Annotated in this window: 26 protein-coding genes; 20 read left to right on the top strand and 6 right to left on the bottom strand. The window is 69.7% G+C overall.

Features of this window, described 5'->3' with window-relative positions; translation table 11 throughout:
* Window positions 1-74: 74 nt before the first annotated feature.
* The 6 genes from NQ706_RS07465 to manA all read left to right on the top strand — a co-directional run bounded on the left by NQ706_RS07465 (window position 75) and on the right by manA (window position 5,048).
* Window positions 75-1,073 carry a DUF2382 domain-containing protein gene (locus NQ706_RS07465; protein ID WP_081873735.1) on the top strand — a complete coding sequence of 333 codons (999 nt, stop codon included), beginning with the start codon at window positions 75-77 and terminating at the stop codon, window positions 1,071-1,073.
* Window positions 1,074-1,176: 103 nt separating this feature from the next.
* Window positions 1,177-2,196: an asparaginase gene (locus tag NQ706_RS07460; RefSeq protein WP_038569340.1), complete on the top strand. Its 1,020-nt coding sequence runs from the start codon at window positions 1,177-1,179 to the stop codon at window positions 2,194-2,196.
* A complete protein-coding gene (gene dtd / locus NQ706_RS07455; RefSeq protein WP_038569338.1) occupies window positions 2,193-2,648 on the top strand; it encodes a D-aminoacyl-tRNA deacylase in 456 nt (151 codons plus the stop codon). Before NQ706_RS07460 ends, dtd begins: the two co-directional genes overlap by 4 nt.
* A 77-nt stretch (window positions 2,649-2,725) precedes the next feature.
* Complete coding sequence (locus NQ706_RS07450; RefSeq protein ID WP_006946484.1) at window positions 2,726-3,040, top strand: DUF2516 family protein; 315 nt, start codon at window positions 2,726-2,728, stop codon at window positions 3,038-3,040.
* A 6-nt stretch (window positions 3,041-3,046) separates the two neighbouring features.
* Window positions 3,047-3,850, top strand: a complete 804-nt coding sequence (locus NQ706_RS07445) for an alpha/beta fold hydrolase (protein WP_038569337.1) — start codon at window positions 3,047-3,049, stop codon at window positions 3,848-3,850.
* 34 nt (window positions 3,851-3,884) lie between these two features.
* Window positions 3,885-5,048, top strand: coding sequence for a mannose-6-phosphate isomerase, class I (manA, locus tag NQ706_RS07440; protein ID WP_051806143.1), 1,164 nt, complete (start codon window positions 3,885-3,887; stop codon window positions 5,046-5,048).
* Here the strand turns inward: manA and NQ706_RS07435 are convergent.
* Window positions 5,035-5,865 carry a methylase gene (locus tag NQ706_RS07435; RefSeq protein ID WP_038569336.1) on the bottom strand — a complete coding sequence of 277 codons (831 nt, stop codon included), beginning with the start codon at window positions 5,863-5,865 and terminating at the stop codon, window positions 5,035-5,037. The two genes, manA and NQ706_RS07435, sit on opposite strands and share 14 nt — an antisense overlap.
* Before the next feature lie 26 nt (window positions 5,866-5,891).
* Between NQ706_RS07435 and mshA the strand changes: the two genes are divergently transcribed.
* The 3 genes from mshA to NQ706_RS07420 all read left to right on the top strand — a co-directional run bounded on the left by mshA (window position 5,892) and on the right by NQ706_RS07420 (window position 8,773).
* Window positions 5,892-7,328 (top strand): D-inositol-3-phosphate glycosyltransferase, encoded by a 1,437-nt coding sequence (mshA, locus tag NQ706_RS07430; protein ID WP_081873733.1) that lies wholly within the window; start codon window positions 5,892-5,894, stop codon window positions 7,326-7,328.
* A gap of 91 nt (window positions 7,329-7,419) precedes the next feature.
* Window positions 7,420-7,986 carry a YbjN domain-containing protein gene (locus NQ706_RS07425; protein ID WP_038569334.1) on the top strand — a complete coding sequence of 189 codons (567 nt, stop codon included), beginning with the start codon at window positions 7,420-7,422 and terminating at the stop codon, window positions 7,984-7,986.
* A gap of 40 nt (window positions 7,987-8,026) precedes the next feature.
* Complete coding sequence (locus NQ706_RS07420) at window positions 8,027-8,773, top strand: phosphoglyceromutase (RefSeq protein ID WP_038569333.1); 747 nt, start codon at window positions 8,027-8,029, stop codon at window positions 8,771-8,773.
* A 372-nt stretch (window positions 8,774-9,145) separates the two neighbouring features.
* Here the strand turns inward: NQ706_RS07420 and phoU are convergent, their stop codons facing one another.
* A complete protein-coding gene (phoU, locus tag NQ706_RS07415) occupies window positions 9,146-9,817 on the bottom strand; it encodes a phosphate signaling complex protein PhoU (protein ID WP_038569331.1) in 672 nt (223 codons plus the stop codon).
* A gap of 191 nt (window positions 9,818-10,008) precedes the next feature.
* On the opposite strand from phoU, the gene NQ706_RS07410 reads away from it, so the two are divergent.
* Both NQ706_RS07410 and NQ706_RS07405 read left to right on the top strand, forming a co-directional pair.
* Window positions 10,009-11,298, top strand: a complete 1,290-nt coding sequence (locus NQ706_RS07410) for a cell wall metabolism sensor histidine kinase WalK (protein WP_235181945.1) — start codon at window positions 10,009-10,011, stop codon at window positions 11,296-11,298.
* Window positions 11,295-11,975, top strand: coding sequence for a response regulator transcription factor (locus NQ706_RS07405; protein ID WP_038569328.1), 681 nt, complete (start codon window positions 11,295-11,297; stop codon window positions 11,973-11,975). Before NQ706_RS07410 ends, NQ706_RS07405 begins: the two co-directional genes overlap by 4 nt.
* Window positions 11,976-12,072: 97 nt before the next feature.
* Here the strand turns inward: NQ706_RS07405 and NQ706_RS07400 are convergent, their stop codons facing one another.
* On the bottom strand, window positions 12,073-12,684 hold the full coding sequence (locus NQ706_RS07400; protein ID WP_006946420.1) for a hypothetical protein: 612 nt from the start codon (window positions 12,682-12,684) through the stop codon (window positions 12,073-12,075).
* 231 nt (window positions 12,685-12,915) lie between these two features.
* Between NQ706_RS07400 and NQ706_RS07395 the strand changes: the two genes are divergently transcribed.
* The 9 genes from NQ706_RS07395 to NQ706_RS07355 all read left to right on the top strand — a co-directional run bounded on the left by NQ706_RS07395 (window position 12,916) and on the right by NQ706_RS07355 (window position 21,084).
* The gene (locus NQ706_RS07395) at window positions 12,916-13,398 is read left to right on the top strand and encodes a CarD family transcriptional regulator (protein WP_006946459.1); all 483 of its coding nucleotides are present in this window, start codon (window positions 12,916-12,918) and stop codon (window positions 13,396-13,398) included.
* Entirely contained in the window at window positions 13,395-14,123 is a 729-nt protein-coding gene (gene ispD, locus NQ706_RS07390) for a 2-C-methyl-D-erythritol 4-phosphate cytidylyltransferase (protein WP_165583998.1), read from the top strand. Before NQ706_RS07395 ends, ispD begins: the two co-directional genes overlap by 4 nt.
* Window positions 14,120-14,650: a 2-C-methyl-D-erythritol 2,4-cyclodiphosphate synthase gene (gene ispF / locus NQ706_RS07385; protein ID WP_051806141.1), complete on the top strand. Its 531-nt coding sequence runs from the start codon at window positions 14,120-14,122 to the stop codon at window positions 14,648-14,650. Before ispD ends, ispF begins: the two co-directional genes overlap by 4 nt.
* Before the next feature lie 198 nt (window positions 14,651-14,848).
* Window positions 14,849-15,934 (top strand): S-(hydroxymethyl)mycothiol dehydrogenase, encoded by a 1,086-nt coding sequence (locus NQ706_RS07380; protein ID WP_038569317.1) that lies wholly within the window; start codon window positions 14,849-14,851, stop codon window positions 15,932-15,934.
* Window positions 15,931-16,590 (top strand): MBL fold metallo-hydrolase, encoded by a 660-nt coding sequence (locus NQ706_RS07375; RefSeq protein WP_051806139.1) that lies wholly within the window; start codon window positions 15,931-15,933, stop codon window positions 16,588-16,590. Before NQ706_RS07380 ends, NQ706_RS07375 begins: the two co-directional genes overlap by 4 nt.
* Before the next feature lie 10 nt (window positions 16,591-16,600).
* Window positions 16,601-17,965 (top strand): Ig-like domain-containing protein, encoded by a 1,365-nt coding sequence (locus NQ706_RS07370; protein ID WP_038569315.1) that lies wholly within the window; start codon window positions 16,601-16,603, stop codon window positions 17,963-17,965.
* Window positions 17,966-18,051: 86 nt separating this feature from the next.
* Window positions 18,052-19,503 carry a cysteine--tRNA ligase gene (cysS, locus tag NQ706_RS07365; RefSeq protein ID WP_038569313.1) on the top strand — a complete coding sequence of 484 codons (1,452 nt, stop codon included), beginning with the start codon at window positions 18,052-18,054 and terminating at the stop codon, window positions 19,501-19,503.
* Window positions 19,503-20,477: a 23S rRNA (guanosine(2251)-2'-O)-methyltransferase RlmB gene (gene rlmB / locus NQ706_RS07360; protein WP_006946440.1), complete on the top strand. Its 975-nt coding sequence runs from the start codon at window positions 19,503-19,505 to the stop codon at window positions 20,475-20,477. Before cysS ends, rlmB begins: the two co-directional genes overlap by 1 nt.
* Before the next feature lie 85 nt (window positions 20,478-20,562).
* Entirely contained in the window at window positions 20,563-21,084 is a 522-nt protein-coding gene (locus tag NQ706_RS07355) for a DUF4282 domain-containing protein (RefSeq protein ID WP_150112786.1), read from the top strand.
* Window positions 21,085-21,182: 98 nt separating this feature from the next.
* Here NQ706_RS07355 and NQ706_RS07350 read toward each other — a convergent pair whose 3' ends face one another.
* Genes NQ706_RS07350 through NQ706_RS07340 form a run of 3 tightly spaced genes read right to left on the bottom strand, consistent with a single transcriptional unit; the run spans window position 21,183 to window position 24,037 of the window.
* Entirely contained in the window at window positions 21,183-21,884 is a 702-nt protein-coding gene (locus NQ706_RS07350) for an RDD family protein (RefSeq protein WP_404360660.1), read from the bottom strand.
* 41 nt (window positions 21,885-21,925) lie between these two features.
* Window positions 21,926-22,708 (bottom strand): RDD family protein, encoded by a 783-nt coding sequence (locus NQ706_RS07345; RefSeq protein WP_038569311.1) that lies wholly within the window; start codon window positions 22,706-22,708, stop codon window positions 21,926-21,928.
* Window positions 22,709-22,759: 51 nt separating this feature from the next.
* The gene (locus tag NQ706_RS07340) at window positions 22,760-24,037 is read right to left on the bottom strand and encodes a DUF4032 domain-containing protein (RefSeq protein WP_404360658.1); all 1,278 of its coding nucleotides are present in this window, start codon (window positions 24,035-24,037) and stop codon (window positions 22,760-22,762) included.
* Window positions 24,038-24,085 lie beyond the last annotated feature (48 nt).

The raw sequence follows: 24,085 nt of genomic DNA, 5'->3' as shown, positions 1-24,085 counted from the left end.
AGCCGCACGGCGACCTGGACGGATGCGAATCCGGTCGGATCGGCGTGCATCCGCCATCACGAAGGAGAACGAAAATGCTTTCCGTTGACGACGTTCTGGCCACCCGATCCGGCAAGGCCTACGACAGCGACGGCGACAAGATCGGTTCGGTCGGCGAGGTCTACCTGGACGACCAGACGAGCCAGCCCGCCTGGGTCACGGTAAACACGGGCCTGTTCGGTACCTCCGAGTCCTTCGTCCCGCTCGAGGGCGCCCGCGTCGAGGGTGAGGACCTGCACCTCCCCTACACGAAGGCCAAGATCAAGGACGCCCCGCGTCAGGACGCTGACAAGCACCTCGACGTCGAGCAGGAAGAGGCGCTCTACCGCTACTACGGCCTGTCGAACGCTGGCACGACGCACGACGGTGACCGTCGTGACTTCGACGGCCGCGACGCCGCTGCCGCCGGCACGGCCGGAACCGCCGGTTACGCCGCCGGTCACCACGACCACGACGCCAAGGACCGAGTGGAGGGTCACGTCGACGAGGCTCGCGCCGACCACGAGTTCCGCAAGGAAGAGCACGACGAGCGTCGCGTCGAGCGTGACGAGCGCAACCTCGAGCGCGACGAGAACGGCGTCGTTCTTCACGAGGAGCGCCTCAACGTCGCCAAGGAGCGTCGTGAGGCCGGCAAGGCTCGCCTGCGCAAGTACGTCGTCACCGAGCAGCAGCAGGTCGACGTCCCCGTCACCCGCGAAGAGGTTCACGTGACCCGTGAGCCCGTCAACGAGCGCGTCGACGGCAACGTCCAGCTCGGCGAGGAGACGCAGACGGTGACGCTGCACGAGGAGCGACCGGTCGTCGACAAGGAGACCGTCGCCACGGAGCGCGTCGGCCTCGACGTCGACCAGGTCCAGGAGACGCAGCGCGTCCAGGCGGAGGTCGGTCACGAAGAGGTCCGCGTCGAGAACGGAGTCGAGGGCACGCGTGGCACCGACGATGTCCGTGGCACCGACGGCGTCCGCGACGGTGACGACCGCTCCTTCGCCGACAAGGCCAAGGACAAGGTTCGCGACGTGAAGGACAACCACTGAGGTTGACCGTATCTAGCCTCGGCTAGTCGCAGACGAAGGCCCGCCGCTCCCTGGGGGAGTGACGGGCCTTCGTCATGCCCGCGCCAGCCCGTAAGGTCGGAGCATGAGTTCGCCCACCGCTGATCAGATCACCGCAATGCTCGCCGGGGCGCCGGTCATGGCCCGCGTCGACCGCTCGGGTTTCGTCGAGTCCGTCCACCGTGCGCTCGCGTGCGTCACCACTGCCGAGGGGGCCGTTCAGGCCGCGTGGGGCGAGCCGGACGCCGTCATCTATCCTCGCTCGTCGAACAAACCGTTGCAGGCGCTCGCGATGGTGGGTGCCGGCCTCGATCTGCCGCCGCAGCTGCTCGCGCTCGTGTGCTCGAGCCACTCGGGTGAGCGCTTCCACCTCGAGGGGGTGCGCAGCATCCTCGAACGGCACGGCCTGAGCGTCGAGGACCTGCAGAACACCCCCGACCTGCCGTACGACGACGTCGATCGTCGCCAGTGGCTGCGTGAGGGCCGCGAGCCCGAGTCGCTGGCCCAGAACTGCTCCGGCAAGCACGCCGGCATGCTCGCGACGTGCGTCGTCAACGGCTGGGACACGACGACGTACCGCGACGTCGACCACCCGCTGCAGCGACTCATGGCCACCACGCTCGAGCAGATCGCCGACGACACCGTCGAGGCGACTGGCGTGGACGGTTGTGGTGCTCCCGTCATGACGCTGAGCATGGCCGGGCTGGCGCGTGCCTTCGGGCGACTTGCCGCGGCGGCGCCCGGCAGCGCAGAGGCGCGGGTGGCCGACGCGATGCGCGCCGCGCCGCGCTACCTCGGGGGCACACGCCGCGACGTCACGAAACTCGTCGAGGGCGTCGACGGCCTCATCGCGAAGGACGGGGCGGAGGCCGTCTACGCGATCGGCCTCGCCGACGGACGCGGCGTCAGCGTCAAGATCGCCGACGGCTCCCAGCGCGTGCGCCCCGTCGTGGCTGCGGCGATCCTGCGGACGATGGGGGTGGACGCGCCGGTACTGGACGATCTCGCGTCGGCACCGATCCTCGGCCACGGTGAGCCCGTGGGCGCTGTCACGGCCGTGCTGCCGGAGCCCACGACGGGTTCGCTCGCGGCGACGCACGGATGAGGGCCGTCCTGCAGCGAGCGCTCGAGGGGAGCGTCAGCGTCGCGGGCGAGGTCGTCGGCCGGCTCGACGCGCCGGGCGTCGTCGTCCTGCTCGGCGCCACCCATGACGACGGCGGCGCCCAGGTCGCGGCGATGGCGCGCAAGATCGCCGGGTTGCGCATCATGCCCGGGGAGGTAAGCGTCAGCGACCTGCACGCGGGCGACCTCGAGACAGGTGAGGCGTGCACCCGCCTGCTCGTCGTCAGCCAGTTCACGGTGTACGGCGACACGCGCAAGGGTCGGCGCCCGTCGTGGGGAGCGGCTGCGCCGGGTGAGGTCGCGGAACCGCTCGTCGACGCCGTCGTGGCGGCGCTGCGCGGCGAGGGGTTGCGCGTGGCGACGGGCCGCTTCGGCGCTGACATGCGTGTGAGCCTCGTCAACGACGGGCCGTTCACCGTCGTCGTCGAAGTGTGAGAGCGACGTCCCCGGCCGCCACCTCGAGAACGCCCCGTCCGGCGCGGGTTGTCGGACCTCTCGCCTAGGCTGGAGGCATGGAGGTCATCTCTCAGATCCAGGCGTACGCGATGGTGGCGCTGGGCGTCATCGTGCTCGGCGTCGAGATCTTCGCGCTCATCGAGGCCGCGCGCGGTTCGGCGATCATGTATCAGGTGCACGGCAAGCTCTCGAAGCCCGCGTGGTTGGCGATCACGGCGGTCGCCGTCCTGCTCGGTTTCATCTCGCTGCTGCGGCCCGTCAGCCTGCCGGGCATCATCGGCATCGTCGCCGCCGGGGTGTTCCTCGCCGACGTCCGACCCATCGTCCGACCGAACAAGCCGAATTCCAACGGCCCGTACGGCCCCTGGTGATCCGCGGTGGCTGCTGATTTCGTCGACGGCCCGAGCGGCCCGCTCGAGGTGGTGCGCTCCGGTCGCGGGGAGCCGGTGACGGTGTTCGCGCACGGCATGGGCGCCTCCATCCCCTCGACGCGTCCGTACGCCTCGGGCGTCTCGGGCACGCGCGTCTTCTTCCACTTCCGTTCGCACGGCCGCTCGGCGCCGGCGTTCGACGGGTGGGACTACGACCACACCGCCGACGAACTCCTGGCCGTCAGCGACCATGTCGCGGCGACGCGGGCGCTGGGTGTTTCGATGGGTGCCGGTTCGATCCTGCGCGTCCTGCTGCGCGACCCACGACGCTTCGAGCGGGTCGTCCTCGTGATCCCCGCCGTCGTCGACTCGCCGCGCAACAGCGTGGGCCTCGTGCGCTACGAGGCGATGGCGCAGGCCTCGCGTGACGGCGACGCCGCCACGATCCGTGCCCAGCTGGAGCGCGAGCTGCCGGCGTCGGCGCGTGGAAGTGACGCGGCGCAGGCCTGGGTCGATCAGCAGACCGAGGTGTTCCTGCGCCCCGGCATGGCCGAGGCGTTGCGCGACATGCCGCACGCCGTCCCGGTCGCCGACGTCGAGGCGCTGCGCAGCCTCGAGCTGCCCGTGCTCATCCTCGCCCAGCGCGGCGACGAGGTGCACCCGGTGAGCTCGGCCGAGCGTCTCGCGCAGCATCTGCCGAACGCGCGTCTCGAGGTCTTCGACGAGCACGGGCTGCTGTGGGGGCACCGCGCGCGGGTGCGGGAGGTCGTGGGGGAGTTCTTCGACCCTCCCGCCGACGACATACGATGACGCCCGTCATGGGTGCAGTGGGGCAGGGGGCACCGTGCTGAAGTTCGAGCCGGCCATCAAGGATTACGCGTGGGGTTCGCGTGAGGCGTTGGCGAGCCTCGCCGGGCGCGCGCCGAGCGAGAAACCCGAGGCCGAGCTGTGGGTGGGGGCCCACGAAGCGGGGCCTGGCACGTTCGATCATGGGGGACGTCGCTGCGGCCTCGACGAGCACATCGCGAGCGACCACGCCCACCATCTCGGTGCCCGCTCGCGTGAGCGTTTCGGCGACCGTCTGCCGTTCCTGCTCAAGATCCTCGCGGCCGACAAGGCACTGTCCATCCAGGCGCACCCGGACGCGAGTCGCGCGGCGTCGGCGCCGGAGGGCACCTACTCCGATGCGTGGCCGAAGCCGGAGGCGTGGATCCCCCTCGTCGAGAGCGAGGCGTTCGCCGGCTCGTTGCCTTTCGCGCAGGTGCAGGAGCGCCTCCGCGTGCTCGGCCTCGTGAGCCTCGAGGCGATGATCGACGCCGCGCGCGGCACCGAGCGTCCCGAGCACGCGCTGCTCAGCATGATCCTCACGCTCGAGACGGAGCGTCAGGGCCCGTTCGTGCAGGAGGTCGTCGCGGCGCTCGAGAGCGTCGTCAAGACGATCGAGGACGACGCCGAGGCGCGCGCCCTGCGCACGGTCCTCACCGTGCACGAGCAGTTTCCGGGCGACATCGGCGTCGTCGTCCTGCTCACAATGCAGCACCACCTCATGACGCCCGGGCGCAGCTACTTCATCGGCGCCGGCGTCCTGCATTCCTTCGTCCGCGGCACGAGCGTCGAGATCCTCGCGAACTCGGACAACGTCGTCCGCGGCGGGTTGACGCCGAAGAAGGTCGACGTCGCCGAACTGCTCGCCATCGTCGACGTGTCGACGCCCGTGACGGCGGACGAACCCCGGCGCCCGCAGCCCGGGATGTCGCGGTACCACTCCGAGGTGCCGCACTTCGCGCTGTGGGAGCTTCGACCCGAGAGTGAGCCCCTTGACGTGCCCGCCCACGGCGCGCCCGGTCTCCTGCTCGCGCTCGATGCGCCCGTCAGCGTCGAGTGCGCCGACGAGCGTCTCGTGCTCGGGCCCCTGGAGTGCGCGTGGTGGCCGGCGGGCGACCCACCGGCGCGCGTCACCGGTGAGCGGGGCGCGAGGTTGTTCGTCGCGACGCTCAACGACGAGTGATGCGGGCGCCGTCGTCCGCGGGTGCCACGGCTGCCCAGGCGACGGTGATCTCGCCGAGGCGCCAGCGGTGGACGTCGTCGAGCAGCGGCCAGCCCGACGCCCGCATCGCGCGGGCCGTCGCGATGAACCGCTGACGAGCCCCGTGCGGCGCCAGCGGCGCACTGAGCGTCCAGTGGTGTGACAGTGCAGCGAGGTAGTCATGGATGCGCTCGCCGGGCACGTTGCGGTGGATGAGGGCCTTGACGAGCCTCGGGGCGATGTCCGCGGGGTCGGCGAGGCCCGCGAGGCGGTAGGAGAGCGTGAGGCTGACGGGCCCGCTCGCCTCGAGCGCCACCCACGTCGAGCGGCGCCCCAGCTCGTCACACGTGCCGTCGAGCAGCAGCCCGCCCGGCGCCAACCGCTCGAGCACGTGCGCCCAGGCGTCGGCCACCCCGCTCTCGTCGTACTGACGCAGCACGTTCGCGGCCCGCACGATGACAGGGCGCTCGCCGCCCGGTAGCGGCACCTCGAAACCGCCGCGGGCAAAGCTCAACCCCTCGAGCGGTGTGCGCGCGAGGAGTCGGCGGCCCATCTCGACGCGGCTCGGTTCGATCTCGATGCCGACGGTGCGCACGTCGCGGCGCGCCGCGCGCAGCCGCGTGTGCAATTCGACGGCGGTGGTGGGGGAGGCGCCGTACCCGAGATCGACGACAACGGGCGGGCCCTCCGAGCGGCGCAGGCGCCAGGCCTGCGGCCCCGCCAGCCACCGGTCCTGGCGGCGCAGCCGGTTGGCGTTGGTCGTGCCGCGGGTGACGGCGCCGACGGGTCGGGAATGCACGTGGCGAATCTACCGTTGCCGATGTCGTGGACGAATCCGACGTGAACGATGCAGCTGCCCGGCCGGGGCCGCGGAGCGCCTCCGCCGCACCGTCGGACGGGCGCGGAGGAACGACGAGTCCGGCCACCTCGGCGTCCGGTGAGGCTCCTGAGCGCGAGGTCAAGCACGTCGCCATGGTGAGCGTCCACACCTCACCGCTGTCGCAGCCCGGGACGGGTGACGCGGGCGGCCTCAACGTCTACGTCGTCGAGACGGCGAAGCGGCTCGCGCAACGCGGCGTCGCCGTCGACATCTTCACGCGGCGCACGAGCGCGTCCGTGGGTGAGCAGGTCGAACTGGCGCCCGGCGTAACCGTCCACCACATCGCCGCCGGGCCGTACGAGGGGCTCGGCAAGGACGATCTGCCGGGCCAGCTGTGCGCGTTCGCGGCCGGCATGATGCGGGTCGGCGCGTCGAAGCCGGAGGGGTACTACGACCTCGTGCATTCCCACTACTGGCTCTCCGGCCAGGTCGGGTGGCTCGCGGCCGACCGGTGGCGGGTGCCTCTCATCCACACGATGCACACGATGGCGAGGGTCAAGAACAGTCAGCTCGCCGCGGGCGACACTCCCGAGCCGGCGGGGCGCGAGATCGGTGAGGAGCAGGTCGTCGACGCGGCCACGACGCTCGTCGCCAACACCCCCGGCGAGGCCCGGGAACTCATCGACCTCTACGGAGCCGACCCGGCGAGGGTCACCGTCGTCACCCCCGGCGTCGACCTCGACGTGTTCAGCGCGGGCGAGGACATCGTCGCCGAACGTCACGCTGCGCGAGCGGAACTCGGTTTCGAGGAGGACGCTGACGTCGTCCTCTTCGTCGGCCGCATCCAGCCGCTCAAGGCGCCCGACGTCCTCGTGCGTGCCGTCGCTCGCATGATCGAGGACGCCCCGTGGCGCCGCGAGAAGCTGCGACTCGTCATCGTCGGCGGGCCGTCGGGCTCAGGCCTCGACAAGCCCCTCGCGCTGCAGGCGCTCGCGCGCGAGCTGGGCGTCAAGGACGTCGTCGACTTCGTGCCGCCCGTCTCGCGGCGCGAACTCGTCACCTGGTTCCATGCGACGGATGTCGTCGCGGTGCCGTCGCACAGCGAGTCGTTCGGGCTCGTCGCGATCGAGGCGTCCGCCTCCGGCACGCCCGTCGTGGCCGCGGCGGTCGGTGGGCTGCCGGCGGCCGTCGGAGACGGCGGCGTCCTCGTCGACGGCCACGACCCGGCGACGTGGGCGCAGGAGCTCGCCGCATTGCTCGACGACCCGCCACGCATCGATGAACTGGGCCGCCGCGCCGCCCGCCACGCTCAGGACCACAGCTGGGACGCGAGCGTCGACAAGCTCCTCGCCGTCTATGAGGACGCGTGCCGGCGGGAGACGAGCTCCGACATCGACGCCTCCCGTGCGCTCGCCGGGGTGCCCAGCGCCATCGTGCCGTGACGGTCTGACGGTCTGAGAGCCCGACGGCCTGACGGGGTGAAGGCCTGACGGGGTGATGCCGCGAGCGGCGACGGCCGCGTAGGTTGGTGTCATGTCTGACGCTGACCTGGTCGAAGCCGCCACCACCCTCGTGCGCGAATGGTTGGAGGCATCCGGCCTCGAATGGGATCTCGGGGCGCGCGAGCGCGAGTTCGTCGTCACGCTGCCGGGGGAGAAGAAGCTCAAGACGGTCGTCTCGCTCGTCGTCGGGGATCGCACGCTCAAGGCGATGGCGTTCGTCGTGCGCAACCCCGACGAGAACCACGAGGACGTCTACCGGCTACTCCTGCAGCGCAACCTGCGCCTGCCGGGCGTCGCCTACGGCATCGACTCCTCCGGCGACGTCTACCTCACCGGCCGACTGCCGCTGGCGGGGCTCGACGCGGCGGGCCTCGACGTCCTGCTCGGCGCGATGCTCGAGGCGAGCGACGGCATATTCAACGACGTCCTCGCGCGTGGCTTCCTGTCGTCGATGAAAAAAGAATGGCACTGGCGCGTCACGCACGACGAGTCGACGCGCAACCTCGACGCCTTCCGCCACCTCCTCGAGAACGACCGCGACGACGAGGCGAAGGCGGACGATGAGGCGACGGCGAAAGATCCGACCACCGAGCAGTGACGCCCCACCCTCGCGCGGGCGTCGGCGATAGGCTGGAGGTATGACGCACACGCTGATCCTGCTCCGTCACGGAGAGTCCGACTGGAACGCCAAGAACCTGTTCACCGGGTGGGTCGACGTGCCCCTCACCGACAAGGGCAGGGCCGAGGCCACGCACGGCGGTGAACTGCTCGTCGAGAACGGCATCCTGCCCGACGTCGTCCACACGTCGCTGCTACGCCGCGCCATCATGACGTCCAACCTCGCACTCGACGCAGCCGACCGTCACTGGATCCCGGTCAAGCGCAGCTGGCGCCTCAACGAGCGGCACTACGGCGCCCTCCAGGGCAAGAACAAGGCCGAGACGCTCGCCACGTACGGCGAAGAGCAGTTCATGACGTGGCGCCGCTCCTTCGACACGCCCCCGCCGCCCATCGAGAAGGGCAGCGAGTGGAGCCAGGACGCCGACCCGCGCTACGCCGACCTCGGCGACGACGCGCCGCTGACGGAATGCCTCAAGGACGTCATAGAGCGCTTCCTGCCCTACTGGCACGACGAGGTCGTCCCCGACCTGCAGGACGGCAAGACGGTGCTGCTCGCCGCGCACGGCAACTCGCTGCGCGCCGTCGTCAAGCACCTCGACGGCATCAGTGACGACGACATCGTCGGCGTCAACATCCCCACCGGCATGCCCCTCGTCTACGAACTCGACGACAACTTCGAGCCCGTCACCAAGGGTGGACGCTACCTCGACCCCGAAGCCGCCGCCGCAGCCGCTGCCGCCGTCGCCAATCAGGGCAAGAAGTAAGCACCCGCATCTGATGAAGCCCGCCACACCGATCGGTGTGGCGGGCTTCATCAGATCTGGTGCCCAGTGCGCGGTTTCTCTTGCGCGCTTCGTCAACGCTCGCCGACGCTGGAGCTGGCTGGCCTCGCAAGCTCGGACCCCAGCCCCGCGACGACGAGCTTGATCCTCAGTGCGCGGTTTCTCTTGCGCGCTTCGTCAACGCTCGGCGACGCTGGAGCTGGCTGGCCTCGCAGGCTCGGCCCTCAGCCCCGCGACGACGAACTTGATCCTCAGTGCGCGTTTTGTCTTGCGCGCTTCGTCAACGCTCGCCGACGCTGGAGCTGGCTGGCCTCGCAGGCTCGGCCCTCAGCCCCGCGACGACGAGCTTGATCCTCAGTGCGCGTCGCGCGAGAGGCCCTCGTCCGGGTTGCCGTAGCGACCCGTCACGAGGTAGACGATGCGGTCGGCGACGGCAACGGCGTGGTCACCGAAGCGCTCGTAGTAGCGCGACAGCAGCGTCGCGTTGACGCCGGCCTCCATGCCGTGCTGCCAGTTGTCGAGCAGCGTCGTGAAGACCTTCTTGTGCAGCTCGTCCATCGCGTCGTCGATACGGCCGATCTCGACGGCCGCGTAGACGTCCTTGGACGAGATCGCATCACCGGTCGCCTTGACGAGACGCTGACCGACGGCCGCCATCTCGGCGATGATCGGGCGCATGTCGTCGGGGACGGCGAGGTTCGGGGCCGCCATGCGGGCGACCTTCGCGATGTGACGGGCGAGGTCGCCCATGCGCTCGATGTCGGAGCTCATGTGCATCGCCGTGACGACCATGCGCAGGTCGGTGGCGACGGGCTGCTGGCGAGCGAGCAGGTCGACGGCGAGGTCGTCGATCTCCCGGCGCAGCGTGTCGATGTCGTCGTCGGCGGCGATGACGCTCTCGGCGACGGTGCGATCGCCCTCGAGCAGGGCGGCGGTGGCGCGCTCGAGAGCGGTGGCCACCATCGTCGTCATCGTGACGAGCTGGTCGGAGATCTTGTCGAGATCCTCGTGGAATGCGTCGCGCATTCGCGTCCTCCTCAGGCTGGCTCCGTGGAGCGCGTGCAGGCATGGCGGATGACCACCCTGCGGTGGTTCCCAGCAGACGTTTCCATGACCTCATGAACGAAGACAAGCGCGAAGGTGAACATCCGGCGACATGTGTGAGGCGCCCGCGCTCAGGGCGCCGCCCGCGGTCATGGTGTGCGTACCCTTGCCCTGTGTCAGACCTCCTCGCCCTCGCCGCCGGTGCAGCCGTCGCCGCTCCGCTGGCCCTGGGCGGGGGATACGCGCTCGGTCGGCGTCCCGAACGACCGCCGCAAGGGGAGACGAGGGGCGCGGCGACAGCCGTGGCCGCGCCGAGCCTGATCGACACCCCTGCCGCGTCAACGACCGACCTCGTGCCGCGCATGCTGTCGCAGGACGCCGCGCGCCTGCTGCGCCTGCTGCGCTCGGGTTGGCTCCTCGTCGACCGTTCTGACCGCGTCGTCGCCTCGAGCGAGGACGCCTCCGCCCTCGGGCTCGTGCGCGACGTCGACCTGCGGCACGAGGAGATGAAGCAGGTCGTGCGCCTCGCACGTCGCGAACGCCGCACCGTCGAAGGCGACCTCGACCTGCCGCGCGGCCCGATCGACGACGCCCGCGTCGACCTCGGCGTCCGCGTCACCCCCCTCAACGACGACCTCGTCGTCGTGCTCGTCGAGGACAGGACGCAAGCGCGTCGCATCGAGGAGACGCGCCGCGACTTCGTCGTCAACGTCTCGCACGAGCTGAAGACGCCCGTCGGCGGGTTGCGGTTGCTCGCCGAGGCCGTCGAGGACGCCGCGGACGACGCGGAGGCCGTCGCGCGCTTCGCCGGCCGCATGAAGACGGAGACGGTGCGCCTCGCGAACCTCGTGCAGGAGATCGTCGACCTGTCGCGCCTGCAGGGCGCCGACACCGTCGCCGCGGCCAAGCCCGTCGACCTCGGCGAGTGCGCCGTCCGCGCGACGGAGGAGACACGGCTGCTCGCCGAGAGCCGCAACATCGAGGTCCTGCTGCGCGCGGACGAAGAATCGCACGTCGTCCTCGGCGACGAGAACCTGCTGACGACGGCCATCCGCAACCTCGTGAGCAACGCCGTCAACTACTCGCCGGCGGACACGCGGATCTCCGTGGTCGTCACGACCGACGACGACGATGTGGCCGTGCAGGTCACCGACCAGGGGATCGGATTGTCCGCGGCCGACGTCGAGCGCATCTTCGAACGCTTCTACCGTGTCGACCCCGCACGCTCCCGTCAGACCGGCGGAACCGGTCTCGGGCTCGCCATCGTCAAGCACGTGTGCGCCAACCACGGCGGCCGCATCCGCGTCTGGAGCGAACCGGGCGTAGGTTCGACGTTCGAGATGCAGTTCCCCTGCTGGAGCGCCGAGCGCGAGCACCACCTCGCCGACCCCGACGCGCCCCTCACCCCCTCAGCCCGCCCGGTGTTCGCGACGAGCGGCGCCCCGACGAAGGAAGTCCAGTGACGCGCATTCTCATCGTGGAGGACGAGGAGTCCTACTCGGAACCGCTCGCGTACATGCTGAAGAAGGAGGGCTACGAGGCCGTCGTCGCAGCCACCGGCCCCGAGGGCATCGACGCCTTCGAGCGCGGCGGCGCGGACCTCGTCCTGCTCGACGTCATGCTGCCCGGCATGTCGGGCGTCGACGTGTGCCGCGAGCTGCGCAGCCGCTCGAGCGTGCCCATCATCATGCTGACGGCGAAGGACAGCGAGATCGACAAGGTCGTCGGCCTCGAGATGGGCGCCGACGACTACGTGACGAAGCCGTACTCCGGGCGCGAGTTGCTCGCGCGCATCAAGGCCGTTCTGCGCCGCCGCGGCGAGGCGGAGGCGGGCGAGAGCGACGAGCTCGTCGTCGGGCCCGTGGCGATGGACGTCGAACGTCACGTCGTCACTGTGGGGGGCAAGGGCGTCGCGATGCCGCTCAAGGAGTTCGAACTGCTCGAGATGCTCATGCGCAACGAGGGGCGCGTCCTCACTCGCATGCAGCTCATCGACCGTGTCTGGGGCAGCGACTACGTCGGTGACACCAAGACCCTCGACGTCCACATCAAGCGCCTGCGCGCCAAGATCGAACCCGACCCTGGCTCGCCACAGCACATCCTGACGGTGCGTGGGCTCGGCTACAAGCTCGAGGCCTGACGCGGAGGACCCTGCGTACCACCCGCACCCCCGGCGCACGACGAAGGCCGGCATCCCGCGCAGGATGCCGGCCTTCGTCAGGCGTGGGACGCGAACACTAGTGGCTCGTGACGGACGTGCCCTTCTCCTCTTCGCCCGTGGGGGCGGGGGTCGATTCGCTGATGCCTACGTCGTGGCCCTCCTTCGGCTCGACGTCCTCGGCGTGCTCGACCGAGGCTGAGCCGTACGGGTACTGGTCGAGCACGACCGGGACGGCGACCTGCGTCGAGCCGCCGGGCGTGGCCTTGAGCGTCATGTCGATCTGGTCGCCCGGCTTCGAGTCGCCGATCGAGGCGACCTCGACGGGGCTGACCTTGGCGGAGCCGTTGCCGTTCGCCTTGCCGTCGAGGCGCACGCTCTGGCCTGCGGGAACGGTGACCTGCGTGTCGGTGCCCGCGACGGAGAGCGTCAGTTGACGATCTTCGTTCGCCTTGTTGTAGACGAGGCCCTCGAGAGCACCCTTGTGCGTCTTGTCGTCGTTGACGATGAGCAGGTTGACGGCCTTGAGGTCACCCACCGTGGCAGAGACACCGTCAGCGGGGTCGTACTGCAGCTCCGTCGTGTACGGGTTGATGACCTGGCCGCAGCCGGTCAGGGTGGCGCCGAGCGTCACGGCGGCAAGAAGCACGCCTGCGCGGCGGCGCTGGGGGTTCATGATTCGTCGCGTCACGTGCCCAAGAGTATCGCCACCGCCGCGCGCATGCGCGCACCGGGTGCAGAGGTGACCGAATCGACACACAACTTTTTCGCCATTCGCCGCGTGTCGCGCACCGCACGCACCTGCGAAGGGGCCTCATCGGGGTGTGCTATGGGCCGGTGGCGAGGTTGGGGACGCCGTCGTTTTGCCCGGAATGGCGCGGCTGCGTGGTATTCTTGGGGTCGCGAAAGGGGCTATTACCACATGGAATTCAAAGTCGGCGAGACCGTCGTTTACCCGCACCATGGAGCCGCCACGATCGAAGAGATCAAGGTGCGCAAGATCAAGGGCGAGGACAAGCAGTACCTCGTGCTCAACGTGGCTCAGGGCGACCTGACCATCGAAGTCCCTGCAGAGAACTGCGACCTCGTCGGCGTGCGTGACGTGGTCGACAAGGCCGGCCTCGAGAAGGTGTTCGAGGTGCTGCGCGCCGAGCACACCGAGGAGCCGACCAACTGGTCGCGCCGGTACAAGGCAAATCTCGAGAAGCTCGCCTCCGGTGACGTCATCAAGGTCGCCGAGGTCGTGCGCGACCTGTGGCGCCGCGACCAGGATCGCGGCCTGTCCGCCGGCGAGAAGCGCATGCTCGCCAAGGCCCGCCAGATCCTCGTCTCCGAGCTGGCGCTCGCCGAGCACACGAACGAGGACAAGGCCGAAGCCACGCTCGACGAGGTCCTCGCGTCCTGAACGCCGGAGCCGTCGTCGTCGCCGCCGGGCTCGGCACCCGTCTCAAGGCGGGCCGACCCAAGGCGCTCGTGACCCTGAGGGGGGCTCCCCTCGTGACGCACGCCGTCCGCCGCATCCTCGCGGCGGGCGGCGTGTCGCACGTCGTCGTCGTCACTCCGGCGACGCACGAGAGCGACTTCGACGAAGCTCTCGCTGAGTTCGACCCCACCCTCGTCACGCGCGTCGGCGGCGGCGCGGAGCGCAGCGACTCGGTGCGGGCGGGCCTCGCCGCGCTCGATGCGTCGTGCGACGCCGTCCTCGTCCACGACGCAGCGCGGTGCCTCGCGCCGCCGTCGCTCGTGGCTCGGGTGCTGGCGGCTCTCGACGACGGCGCTGACGCGGTCGTGCCGGGCGTCGCCGTCGTCGACACGATCAAGCTCGTCGAGGCGCGGGCGGCACAGACGGTCGTCGCGTCGACTCCCGCACGCGCCGCGTTGCGCGCGATCCAGACGCCGCAGGGCTTTCGGCGCTCGGCGCTGCTCGCGGCCCACGCCTGCGGCGCCGACGCCACCGACGACGCCGCGCTCGTCGAGCTCGCAGGAGCGGACGTCGTCGTCGTCGCCGGTGACGATCTCGCCCTCAAGGTGACGACGCCGCTCGACATGGTGCTGGCCGAGCACCTGCTCGCCGCGGACGATGCCGTCGCCGGCGAGGTCACCGACACCCACCCGAGAGGTCAGTCATGACGCACACCGTCTCATCGTCCGGTCAGCCTGAGTCGCCGGTGTCGACGTCGTTGCCGCGCACCGGGATCGGTGTCGACATCCACCCGCTCGCCGACGACGAGCGGGAGCTGTCCCTCGCAGGTCTGACATGGCCGGGGGAGCGTGGCATCGAAGGTCACTCGGACGGCGACGTCGCCTCGCACGCCCTGTGCGACGCGCTCTTCTCGGCTGCCGGGCTGGGCGACCTGGGGCAGCACTTCGGCGTCGACCGCCCCGAACTCGCCGGCGCCCGCGGCGTGACGCTGCTCGCCGAGGCGGCGCGCCTCGTGCGCGAGGCCGGGTACGAGATCGGCAACGCCGCCGTGCAGATCGTCGGAAACCGCCCCAAGATCGGATCGCGTCGCGACGAGGCACAGGCCGCGCTATCGGATGCGCTCGGCGGCGCGACCGTCTCGGTCAGCGGCACGACGAGCGACGGGCTCGGGCTGACGGGCCGAGGCGAGGGAATCGCGGCCATCGCGACCGCGCTCATCGTGCCGCGCGCCTGAGGCGCCACCCGTTCGAGCTGTGTCACGCCGTGATGGCGGTTTCCTGATTCCCCGCCTCGGGCGCTGAAACCCTTGTGATGACGGGGTTATCAGCGCCGGGTACTACATTGGAACCAAAGTCGGGCACATCCGCCGAAGCCACCTCGAAGCGGTGCACCGACCCGTCGAGCCACCTTCCACACGAGGAGATCTTTCGATATGTCCCAGACGGTCAAGGGCGTCATCGCCCGCAGCAAGAACGCCCCGGTCGAACTCGTCGACATCGTCGTGCCCGACCCCGGCCCCGGTGAGGTGGTCGTCGACGTCGAGGCGTGCGGCGTCTGCCACACCGACCTGTCGTACCGCGACGGCGGCATCAACGACGAGTTCCCGTTCCTGCTCGGCCACGAGGCGGCCGGGCGCGTCGAGAAGATCGGCGAGGGCGTGACGAACGTCGAGGTCGGCGACTTCGTCGTGCTCAACTGGCGCGCCGTGTGCGGCGAATGCCGTGCGTGCAAGAAGGGTCAGCCCTGGTACTGCTTCGACACGGCCAACGCGACGCAGAAGATGACGCTGGCCGAGGACGGCACGGAGCTGACGCCCGCTCTCGGGATCGGCGCGTTCATCGACAAGACTCTCGTCGCCGCCGGCCAGTGCACGAAGGTCGAGGAGTCCGACGCAGCCGCGGTCGGCCTGCTCGGCTGTGGCGTCATGGCCGGGTTCGGTGCGGCCGTCAACACCGGCCAGGTCGAACGCGGTGAGTCCGTCGCCGTCATCGGCTGCGGTGGGGTGGGGTGCGCGGCCATCGCCGGTGCCGAGATCGCCGGTGCGGCGCGCATCATCGCCGTCGACATCGACGACGCGAAGCTCGAGACGGCGAAGAAGTTCGGCGCGACCGACACGATCAACTCGAAGAACGTCGACGCCGTCGAGAAGATCCGCGAACTCACCGGCGGGTTCGGCGCCGACGTCGTCATCGACGCCGTCGCACGCCCCGAGACGTACGAGCAGGCGTTCTACGCCCGTGACCTCGCCGGCCGCGTCGTCATGGTCGGCGTGCCGACGCCCGATCTGAAGATCGAACTGCCGATGATCGAGATCTTCGGTCGCGGTGGCGCGCTCAAGTCGAGCTGGTACGGCGACTGCCTGCCCGAGCGCGACTTCCCGGCGCTTGTGGCCCTCTACAAGCAGGGCCGCTTCGACCTCGACGCCTTCGTCACCGAGCGCATCAGCATCGACGCCGTCGAGTCGGCGTTCGAGAAGCTGCACGAGGGTTCGGTGCTGCGTTCGGTGGTGGAACTGTGAGCGCCCCCGCGGGCCCGGAAGCCGTCGTCGCCGACGGCGATCTGCGCATCGAACGCGTCGTCACCTCCGGCACCTTCGAGCTCGACGGCGGTAAGTGGGACGTCGACAACAACGTCTGGCTCATCGGCGACGACGAGCAGGTGATAATCGTCGACCCGGCTCACGAGGCGGCGCCCATCCTCGACGCCGTCGCGGGCCGCGAGGTCGTCGCCATCGTGTGCACGCACGCCCACAATGACCACATCACGGCCGCCGCCGACGTGCGCGCCGCGACAGGTGCGCCCGTCCACCTGCACCCGGGCGACCGCGTGCTGTGGGACATGACGTACGACTGGGCGCCCGACGAGTCGCTGAGCGACGGGGACGAGCTGCGGGTCGCAGGGGCCACCCTGCGCGTCATCCACACCCCGGGGCATGCGCCGGGCGCGTGTTGTCTGTACCTCGAGGCGCTCGACGTCGTGTTCACGGGCGACACGTTGTTCCAGGGCGGCCCCGGTGCGACCGGTCGGTCGTACTCGGACGAGGACACGCTGCTCGCCTCGATCCGCACGTCGTTGTTCACGCTGCCGGGCCACACCACCGTCCTGACGGGCCACGGTGACGCGACGAGCATCGCGGCCGAGAGCGCCACGATCGGAGCCGGGTCCGAGCAGTGAGCATCCGAGGGTGACCCGCGTGTTCCTGCGCGGTGGTTCGACGGACGTGGCGCAGACTGAGAGGATGCGTCGCCCGTCGAGCCTGCCCCTCGCCCACACCCGCCCCGATCGTCGCCTCGTGCACACCGGGGCGATCCTGGTCGGCGTCATCACGCTCGGGGCCGTCGGCGCCGGATGCTCCTCGGACACGAATCACTCGGCGCCCGCGGCGAACGTGTCGTCGGGCGCTGGGGGCTCGGCGGCGGGAACGCACTCGGGCGCTGAACCGCCCGGGTCGCCGGCGAGTTCGTCGAGTGCCGCGCCTGCGGCGACCATCACCATCGCCTCGAACGTCGCCCAGGGCTCGCCCCTGGGGTTGTCGCAGCCGGTGACGGTGAGTGCGAAGGGCGCCGATTCGAGCTCGGCACAGGTCACGGACGTCACCGTCACCGACGCGGCGGGCAAGAGCGTCGAGGGCAACTACGACGCGAGCGCGGGCACCTGGACGCCGGCCGGCCTGTTGACCAAGAGCGGCTCGTACACCGTGACGGCCACGGCCAAGACCTCGGACGGGCAGAGCGCGACGAACTCGCGGACCCTCCTCGCCGCCGCGAACGGTGCGAGCACGACCGGCCTCTACGCCGTCAGGCCGTTCAAGCGCTCGAACGTCGGCAACGCTCAGCCGGTCGTGCTGACGTTCAGCCAGGCCGTGCCGCAGGCGCAGCGCGCCGAGGTCGCCAAGCGGTTCACCGTGAAGGACACGGCGAACGTGGAGGGCGCGTGGCGTTGGGTCAGCCCGACGCGCCTCGACTACCGCCCGAAGAACAAGTGGCCGGTCGGCGACAGCGTCACTGTCACCGGCTCGATCCAGGGCATGCCGATCGGCCAGACCTGGGGCGCGGGCACGCTCGGTGACGTCGGCTTCGACGTCACCTCCGACCTCGAGGCGGTGTACGACCCCGCGACGCACGAGGTCACCGTCAGCGAGGGTGGCAAGGTCACCCGCGTCATGAAGTCGGGTGGTGGCAAGAAGGGCTTCGAGAGCCTCACCGGCAAGATGGTCGTGACGGGCAAGGAGCGGACGGTACGCATGACGTCGTGCAGCGTCGGCATCTCCTGCACGCCCGGCGAGGCGAACTACTACGACGAGCAGATCAACAACGCCGTTCAGGTCTCCGAATCGGGCACCTACCTGCACGCCGCACCCTGGGACGACCTCATCGGCAAGGCGGACACATCGCACGGATGCTTCCACCTGTCGGCCGCCGACGCGAAGTGGTTCTACGACAAGGTGCTGCCCGGCAACCTGTTCGTCTCCAAGGGCACGAACAACCCCGTCTCCGTGACGAACGGCGAGGGCGACTGGAACCTCACCTGGCAGCAGTGGATCTCCTGAGCCACTGATCGACGCTGCGCCGCTCGATGGTGGGCAGGCGCCCGGGCGGGGCGTCAGGGCTGCGCGTCGCCGATAGACTGTGCGGCGTGAGCCTGCAGATCTTCGACACCGCCACGCGCGAACTGCGCGACTTCGAACCAGTTGAGCCCGGCAAGGTCGGCATCTACATCTGTGGGCTGACGACGCAGGGTTCGCCGCACATCGGTCACCTGCGCTTCGCCGTCGCGTTCGACGTGCTGCGCAACTGGCTGACGCGCGGTCACGGCTACGACGTCACGCTCGTGCGCAACGTCACCGACATCGACGACAAGATCCTGCGCAAGTCCGCGGAGGCGGGGGAGCCCTGGTTCGCGTGGAGCTACCTTCACGAACGTGAGACGAGCGACGCGCTCGACATCCTCGGCGTTCAGCGACCGACGTACGAGCCGCGCGCGACAGGGCACGTCACCGACATGGTCGAACTCATGGAACTGCTCATCGAGCGCGGCCATGCCTACCCGGCAGCCGACGGTTCGGGCGACGTCTACTTCGACGTGAAGAGCTTCGACGAGTACGGCGCGCTGACGCGGCAGAAGCTCGACGACATGGAAGACGCCGCTGACGCCGACCCGCGTGCGAAGCGCGACCCCCGCGACTTCGCGCTGTGGAAGGGCCGCAAGGCCGACGAGCCGGCGTCCGCGAACTGGCCGACGCCGTGGGGTGAGGGGCGCCCCGGTTGGCACCTCGAGTGCTCCGCGATGGCGCGTCGTTGGCTCGGTGACACGTTCGACATCCACGGCGGCGGCATCGACCTGCGCTTCCCGCACCACGAGAACGAGCAGGCGCAGTCACGCGCCGCAGGTCTCGGTTTCGCGCGCTACTGGATGCACAACGGCTGGGTGACGCTGAGCGGCGAGAAGATGAGCAAGTCGCTCGGCAACACGCTGTCCGTCACGGAGCTGACGAAGACGGTGCGCCCGCTCGTGCTGCGCTACTACCTCGGCTCGGTGCACTACCGTTCGACGATCGAGTACACGTCCGATTCGCTGGCGGAAGCGAACGCCGCCGTCGAGCGCATCGAGGGTTTCCTGCGTCGCGCCCTCGGCGAGGACGCCGTCCTGACGAGCGCCGACCTCGCCGACGTCGAACTGCCCGAGGCGTTCGTCGCGACGATGGACGACGACCTCAACGTCTCCGGCGCGCTCGCAGCGTGCTTCGACGCCATCCGCGAGGGCAACACCGCCATCGACGAGGCCGATGTGCGGCGCGTCGAAGAGCTCGCGCTGCAGGTCGCCGCGATGACCGACGTCCTCGGCGTCAACCCGCTCGACCCGAAGTGGTCGGGCAACGGATCGGCCGGCGGTGACGAGACGAAGCGTGCGCTGGGCGCACTCGTCGACGCTCTGGTAGAGCAACGCAAGACCGCACGTGCGGCGAAGGACTTCGCGACGGCAGACATCATCCGCGACCAGCTGGCCGACGCCGGCGTCGTGGTCGAAGACACCCCCGACGGCGCCCGCTGGAGCGTGGCGCGTACGGGTCGAAAGGACAACGACTGATGCCAGGCAACTCATCGCGCCGCGGTGCGATCCGCAAGGGAGCGTCGAAGAAGGGCGCGACGACCGGCAGCGGCGGTCAGCGCCGACGCGGGCTCGAGGGCAAGGGCCCGACGCCGCGCGCGGAGGAGCGCCCGAACCACAAGGCGTACAAGTCGGCGCAGCGCTCCGGCGCCGCCAAGAACGCGCCCAACGCGCGACGTTCGAGCGGTGCGCGCCGCGACCGGACGTCGAGCGAGATCATCGCCGGGCGCAACTCGGTGCTCGAGGCGTTGCGTGTCGGCGTGCCTGCCGCGACGCTGTACGTCGCGAGCCGCATCGACTCCGACGACCGCGTGCGCGAGACGCTCAAGATCGCGCAGGAGCAGGGCGTCGCGATGCTCGAGACGCCGCGCGGTGAACTTGATCGGCTCACGGACGGCGCGGTGCACCAGGGCCTCGCGCTGCAGGTGCCGCCGTACGAGTACGCGCATCCGAGCGACCTCATCGACCCCGAATTGCCCGGCACGCCGCTCGTCGTCGCGCTCGACGGCATCACCGACCCCCGCAACCTCGGCGCCATCGTGCGTTCGACGGCGGCGTTCGGCGGCCACGGCGTCGTCATCCCGCAGCGTCGCAGCGCGGGCATGACCGCGTCGGCGTGGAAGACATCGGCGGGCGCCGCGGCACGCATCCCCGTCGCGCAGGCGAGCAACCTGACGGCCGCGCTCAAGGAGTTCAAGAAGGCGGGCTTTTTCGTCATCGGCCTCGACATGGACGGTGACGTCGACCTGCCCGGCCTCGAGCTCGCCGACCGGCCGCTCGTCGTCGTCGTCGGCTCCGAGGGCAAGGGCCTGTCGCGTCTCGTCAGCGAGACGTGCGACCAGATCGTCTCGGTGCCGATGAGCTCCGCGGTCGAGTCGCTCAACGCCGGCATCGCTACGTCCGTGACGCTGTATCAGGTGGCCGTCAACCGCGGGCTGGGTTCGACGCGCTGAGCCCCGGAGGTCGGATGCGGGAGGCTCCCGGCCCCGTATCGTGGTACGTCCAGGCACCATGATGAACGAGAGGGAGACCTTCACCATGTCGAACCACGACTCCTACGACGGATACCAGCCCGGCGACGGCCAGAACCCCGGCCACTACGGTCAGCCGAACCAGTACGACCAGACCGGTGACCAGGGGCAATACGGGCAGTACGGTCAGCCGCACCAGAGCCAGTCGAACCAGTACGGCGCCCACACGTCCTACGACCAGACGCAGGCCAACCCCACGGCCGGCGCCCAGGCGTACGGGCAGCAGGTGCCCGCTGATCAGTCCTTGTCGGGCGCCGGGTTCTTCAAGGCGCTGTTCGATTTCTCGTTCTCGACGTTCATCACGCCGAAGATCGTCAAGTTCGCCTACGCCATCTCCGTCGGCGCCCTGGGGCTGTTGTGGGTCTTCATGGTCATCGGCGGCTTCGCGGACAACGCGGCGTCGGGTTTGCTCGCTCTCATCATCGGCCCCGTCCTCATCTTGCTGTACCTCGTCTTCATCCGGATGACGCTCGAGTTCTACGTCGCGATCGTTCGCATGAGCGAGGACATCCACCAGCGTCTGCGCTGACGCGTGCCCTGACGCGAAACGGCCCGGTTCCCTCGGAGAGGGGAACCGGGCCGTTTCACGTCTGGCGAGCTCGAGGCTCGCCCGCGGTGGGGCGGGCGTCAGTCGCCGCGCACCACGATCGTGTGGACGATCTTGTCGTGCAGCGTCTGCTTGGTGTCATCCCACAGCGGCCACAGCAGGTCGACGATGAGCAGGAGTCCGCCGCTGATACCGCCGGCGACGGCTTCGAGCAGGTAACGCCCGAAGCCGACACCGGCGCCCGTCGGCTGACCCGTGCGCTCGTCGACGACCTTGAGGTGCAGCATCTTCTTGCCGAGGCTCTGGCCCGTCCTGCCCTGACGGATGGCGCGGTTCCAGAGGTTGAACAGCAACGCGACGAGCGGACCGAGCAGCGCCAACGCGACACCGCCGCCGGAGACGTTGTGCAGCGTCGAGTTGCCGTTGATGTCTTCCACCGAGTAGCTGTCCTTGAACGCCAGCCACAATCCGAGACCGGAGATGACGATCATCGGGACGGCCGACAGCAGGCTGTCGATGAGGTAGGCGCCCACGCGCGACCCCCACGAACCGTAGGGCGCTGACCCCACCCGTCGAGCGGGCGCACCGTACTGCTGCCCCTGATAGGGCTGGTTCTGGTACGGCTGGCTGGGCTGCGGCGCACTCTGGTAGCCCTGCGGTCGGTACGGCTGGCCCTGGTACTGCTGGTACTGGGGGCCCGGCTGCGATTGCGCGCCGCTGCCGTGCCCCTGGGCGCCACCGTGCTCGGGCGGCGGAACGTAGGGGTCGTGTCCGTTGCTCATGTCCGTTCCTTCTCGTCAGGCGTCGATGGCGGGTGGGCCGCTCAGGCCGTGCGGACGACGAGCGAGTGGACGGCCTTGTCGTGCCACGTCTGGTTCTTGTCGTCCCACAGCGGCCACAGGTAGTTGAGCAGGGGGATGAAGAACAGCAGCGGGATCAGCTGCGACGGCAGCGAGATCAGGATGTCGACGGCGAGGCGGCCGAGACCACGGCCGACACCCAGGTACTGGCCGGTCCGCTCGTTGATGACGCCGATCTTGAGCACCTTCTTGCCGATGCTCTGGCCTCGCTTGCCCTGCAGGTATCCCTCGTTCCAGAGACGGAACAGCAGACCGAGCAGCGTGCCCGCGCCCATGAACGCCCAGGCCCGGTCCGTGAAGGGATCGGTGGGGTCGGCACCCGGCGCGTCCCAGCCGTCCTTGAGGAAATCTCCGGTGCCGAGCGCGATGCCGACGCAGATGATGGTCGGCAGGATCGTGATGAGCCAATCCAGCAACGCCGCACCGACACGCGAACCCCAGCTCGCGAGGATCGGCATGTTCGGCGCGCCCTGACCGTACTGCTGGGCGTAGCCCGGTGCGCCGTAGGCGTCCGGCCGGCCGTAGCCGCCGCCGTACTGCTGGCCCTGCGCGCTGTACTGCGCGTCACCGTACTGCTGGGCAGGCTGGCCGTACTGAGGCTGGCCGTAACCCTGCTGATCATGGCTCGGCTGTCCGTAAGCAGGCTGGCCCTGCGGCGCGCCGCCGTACTGGCCCGGCTGCGCGGCGGGGTCGTGCGGATTCTGACCGTACGGCTGGCTGCCGTATCCATTCGTGTTGTTGCTCATGATAATTCCCTCCTGTGCTCCGTCGCACACGAGGTTACCGGGGCGCCGCGCTCAGCGCGCGGTCATCTGCAGGGGCGTTGCGTCGGGGGCGATGACGTTCTGCTCGTCCGGTTTCGTCGGCAGGATGTTCTCGACGTAGTCGGCGACGGCTTCCTCGATCGTCACGCGATGCTGCAGACGCTCCGACATGTACCAGCGGTGTTCGAGCACCTCGTGGAACATCTCGGCTGGTTCGAGCTTCTGACGCAACTGCGGCGGTACCGTGCGGGTGATCGGTTCGTAGATCGTCGCGAGCCAGTCGTGCGCGACGGCGCGTTCGTCGTCGCTCTGACGGTTCTTGCTCGCCGTGAAGCTGACGAGGTCGTTGAGCAGTCGTCGCGCCTGGTTCTCGCCGACCTCGAGACCGGTGAGGTGACGCAGGCGGCGCGTGTGGTAGCCGGCCTCGACGATCTGGGGCTTGATCGACATCGTCGTGCCGTCGATGTCGGTCGTGATGTCGAGCTCGCCGACGTCGAAGCCGAGGTCGTTCAGCGAGCGGATGCGCTGTTCGACGCGCCACGCGTCCGAGGCATCGAAACGCTCGGCCTGCGTGAGTGCCTCCCACAGCTCGTGATAGCGCTCGACGATCGTGTTGCTCACCTCGACGGGGTCCATGTCGTCGGGCACCATGCCGCCGGCCTGCAGATCCATCAGCTCCCCGGCGATGTTGACCTGCGCAATGTCGAGGTCGTGCTCGCGCTGGCCGTTCGACAGCTTCTCGCGCAGCTCACCGGTCTCGGCGTCGACGAGGTAGGCGGCGAACTCGCCCGCGTCACGACGGAACAGGGCGTTCGACAGTGACACATCACCCCACCAGAAACCGACGAGGTGCACCTTGACGAGCAGGACCGCGAGGGCGTCGATGAGGCGGGTCGCCGCGTCCGGGCGCAGCGTCTGGCTGATCATCGCGCGGTACGGCAGCGAGAACTGCAGGTGCCGCGTCAGCAGGCACGCGTCGAGCGGTTCGCCGTGCACGTCGGTGCGTCCGGTGACGACGGCGATCGCCTCGACGCACGGCAGGTGCAGGCGCCGCAGCTGCTTGAGCATCGCGTACTCGCGCAGCGCGATGTCGGCCTTGATCTCCTTGACGGCGAGGATGCGGCCGTCGACCTTCGCGAAGCGGACGATGTGACGCGAGATGCCGCGCGGCAGTGCCGCGAGTTGATCCTCTGGCCACTGCTCGAGGGGCACGCTCCACGGCAGTGCGAACAGCGCGGGGTAGGGGCGTGCTGCCTTGATGTCGAGTGCCACCTCGTCATCCTCCCACCGTGCGGGGGCGGCTGCGCGCATCCGCGTGACGGTGTGTTTCACCCGAAACGGTGCATCGGCCACCCGTCG

The organism is Dermacoccus sp. BD5, from assembly GCF_044878485.1.
Classification (GTDB): domain Bacteria; phylum Actinomycetota; class Actinomycetes; order Actinomycetales; family Dermatophilaceae; genus Dermacoccus; species Dermacoccus nishinomiyaensis.
The sequence above is the reverse complement of the archived record's forward strand: the minus strand, read 5'-3'. Positions and strand labels throughout refer to the sequence as shown.

Bases quoted from the DNA above. Each gene is read 5' to 3' on its own strand.
- dtd (WP_038569338.1), top strand. From the start codon at position 2,193: ATGAGGGCCGTCCTGCAGCGAGCGCTCGAGGGGAGCGTCAGCGTCGCG.
- NQ706_RS07345 (WP_038569311.1), bottom strand. From the start codon at position 22,708: ATGAGCAACAACACGAATGGATACGGCAGCCAGCCGTACGGTCAGAAT.
- NQ706_RS07380 (WP_038569317.1), top strand. From the start codon at position 14,849: ATGTCCCAGACGGTCAAGGGCGTCATCGCCCGCAGCAAGAACGCCCCG.
- NQ706_RS07425 (WP_038569334.1), top strand. From the start codon at position 7,420: ATGTCTGACGCTGACCTGGTCGAAGCCGCCACCACCCTCGTGCGCGAA.
- NQ706_RS07350 (WP_404360660.1), bottom strand. From the start codon at position 21,884: ATGAGCAACGGACACGACCCCTACGTTCCGCCGCCCGAGCACGGTGGC.
- NQ706_RS07450 (WP_006946484.1), top strand. From the start codon at position 2,726: ATGGAGGTCATCTCTCAGATCCAGGCGTACGCGATGGTGGCGCTGGGC.
- NQ706_RS07340 (WP_404360658.1), bottom strand. From the start codon at position 24,037: ATGCGCGCAGCCGCCCCCGCACGGTGGGAGGATGACGAGGTGGCACTC.
- NQ706_RS07420 (WP_038569333.1), top strand. From the start codon at position 8,027: ATGACGCACACGCTGATCCTGCTCCGTCACGGAGAGTCCGACTGGAAC.
- NQ706_RS07460 (WP_038569340.1), top strand. From the start codon at position 1,177: ATGAGTTCGCCCACCGCTGATCAGATCACCGCAATGCTCGCCGGGGCG.
- NQ706_RS07465 (WP_081873735.1), top strand. From the start codon at position 75: ATGCTTTCCGTTGACGACGTTCTGGCCACCCGATCCGGCAAGGCCTAC.
- ispF (WP_051806141.1), top strand. From the start codon at position 14,120: ATGACGCACACCGTCTCATCGTCCGGTCAGCCTGAGTCGCCGGTGTCG.
- rlmB (WP_006946440.1), top strand. From the start codon at position 19,503: ATGCCAGGCAACTCATCGCGCCGCGGTGCGATCCGCAAGGGAGCGTCG.
- NQ706_RS07395 (WP_006946459.1), top strand. From the start codon at position 12,916: ATGGAATTCAAAGTCGGCGAGACCGTCGTTTACCCGCACCATGGAGCC.
- phoU (WP_038569331.1), bottom strand. From the start codon at position 9,817: ATGCGCGACGCATTCCACGAGGATCTCGACAAGATCTCCGACCAGCTC.
- NQ706_RS07355 (WP_150112786.1), top strand. From the start codon at position 20,563: ATGTCGAACCACGACTCCTACGACGGATACCAGCCCGGCGACGGCCAG.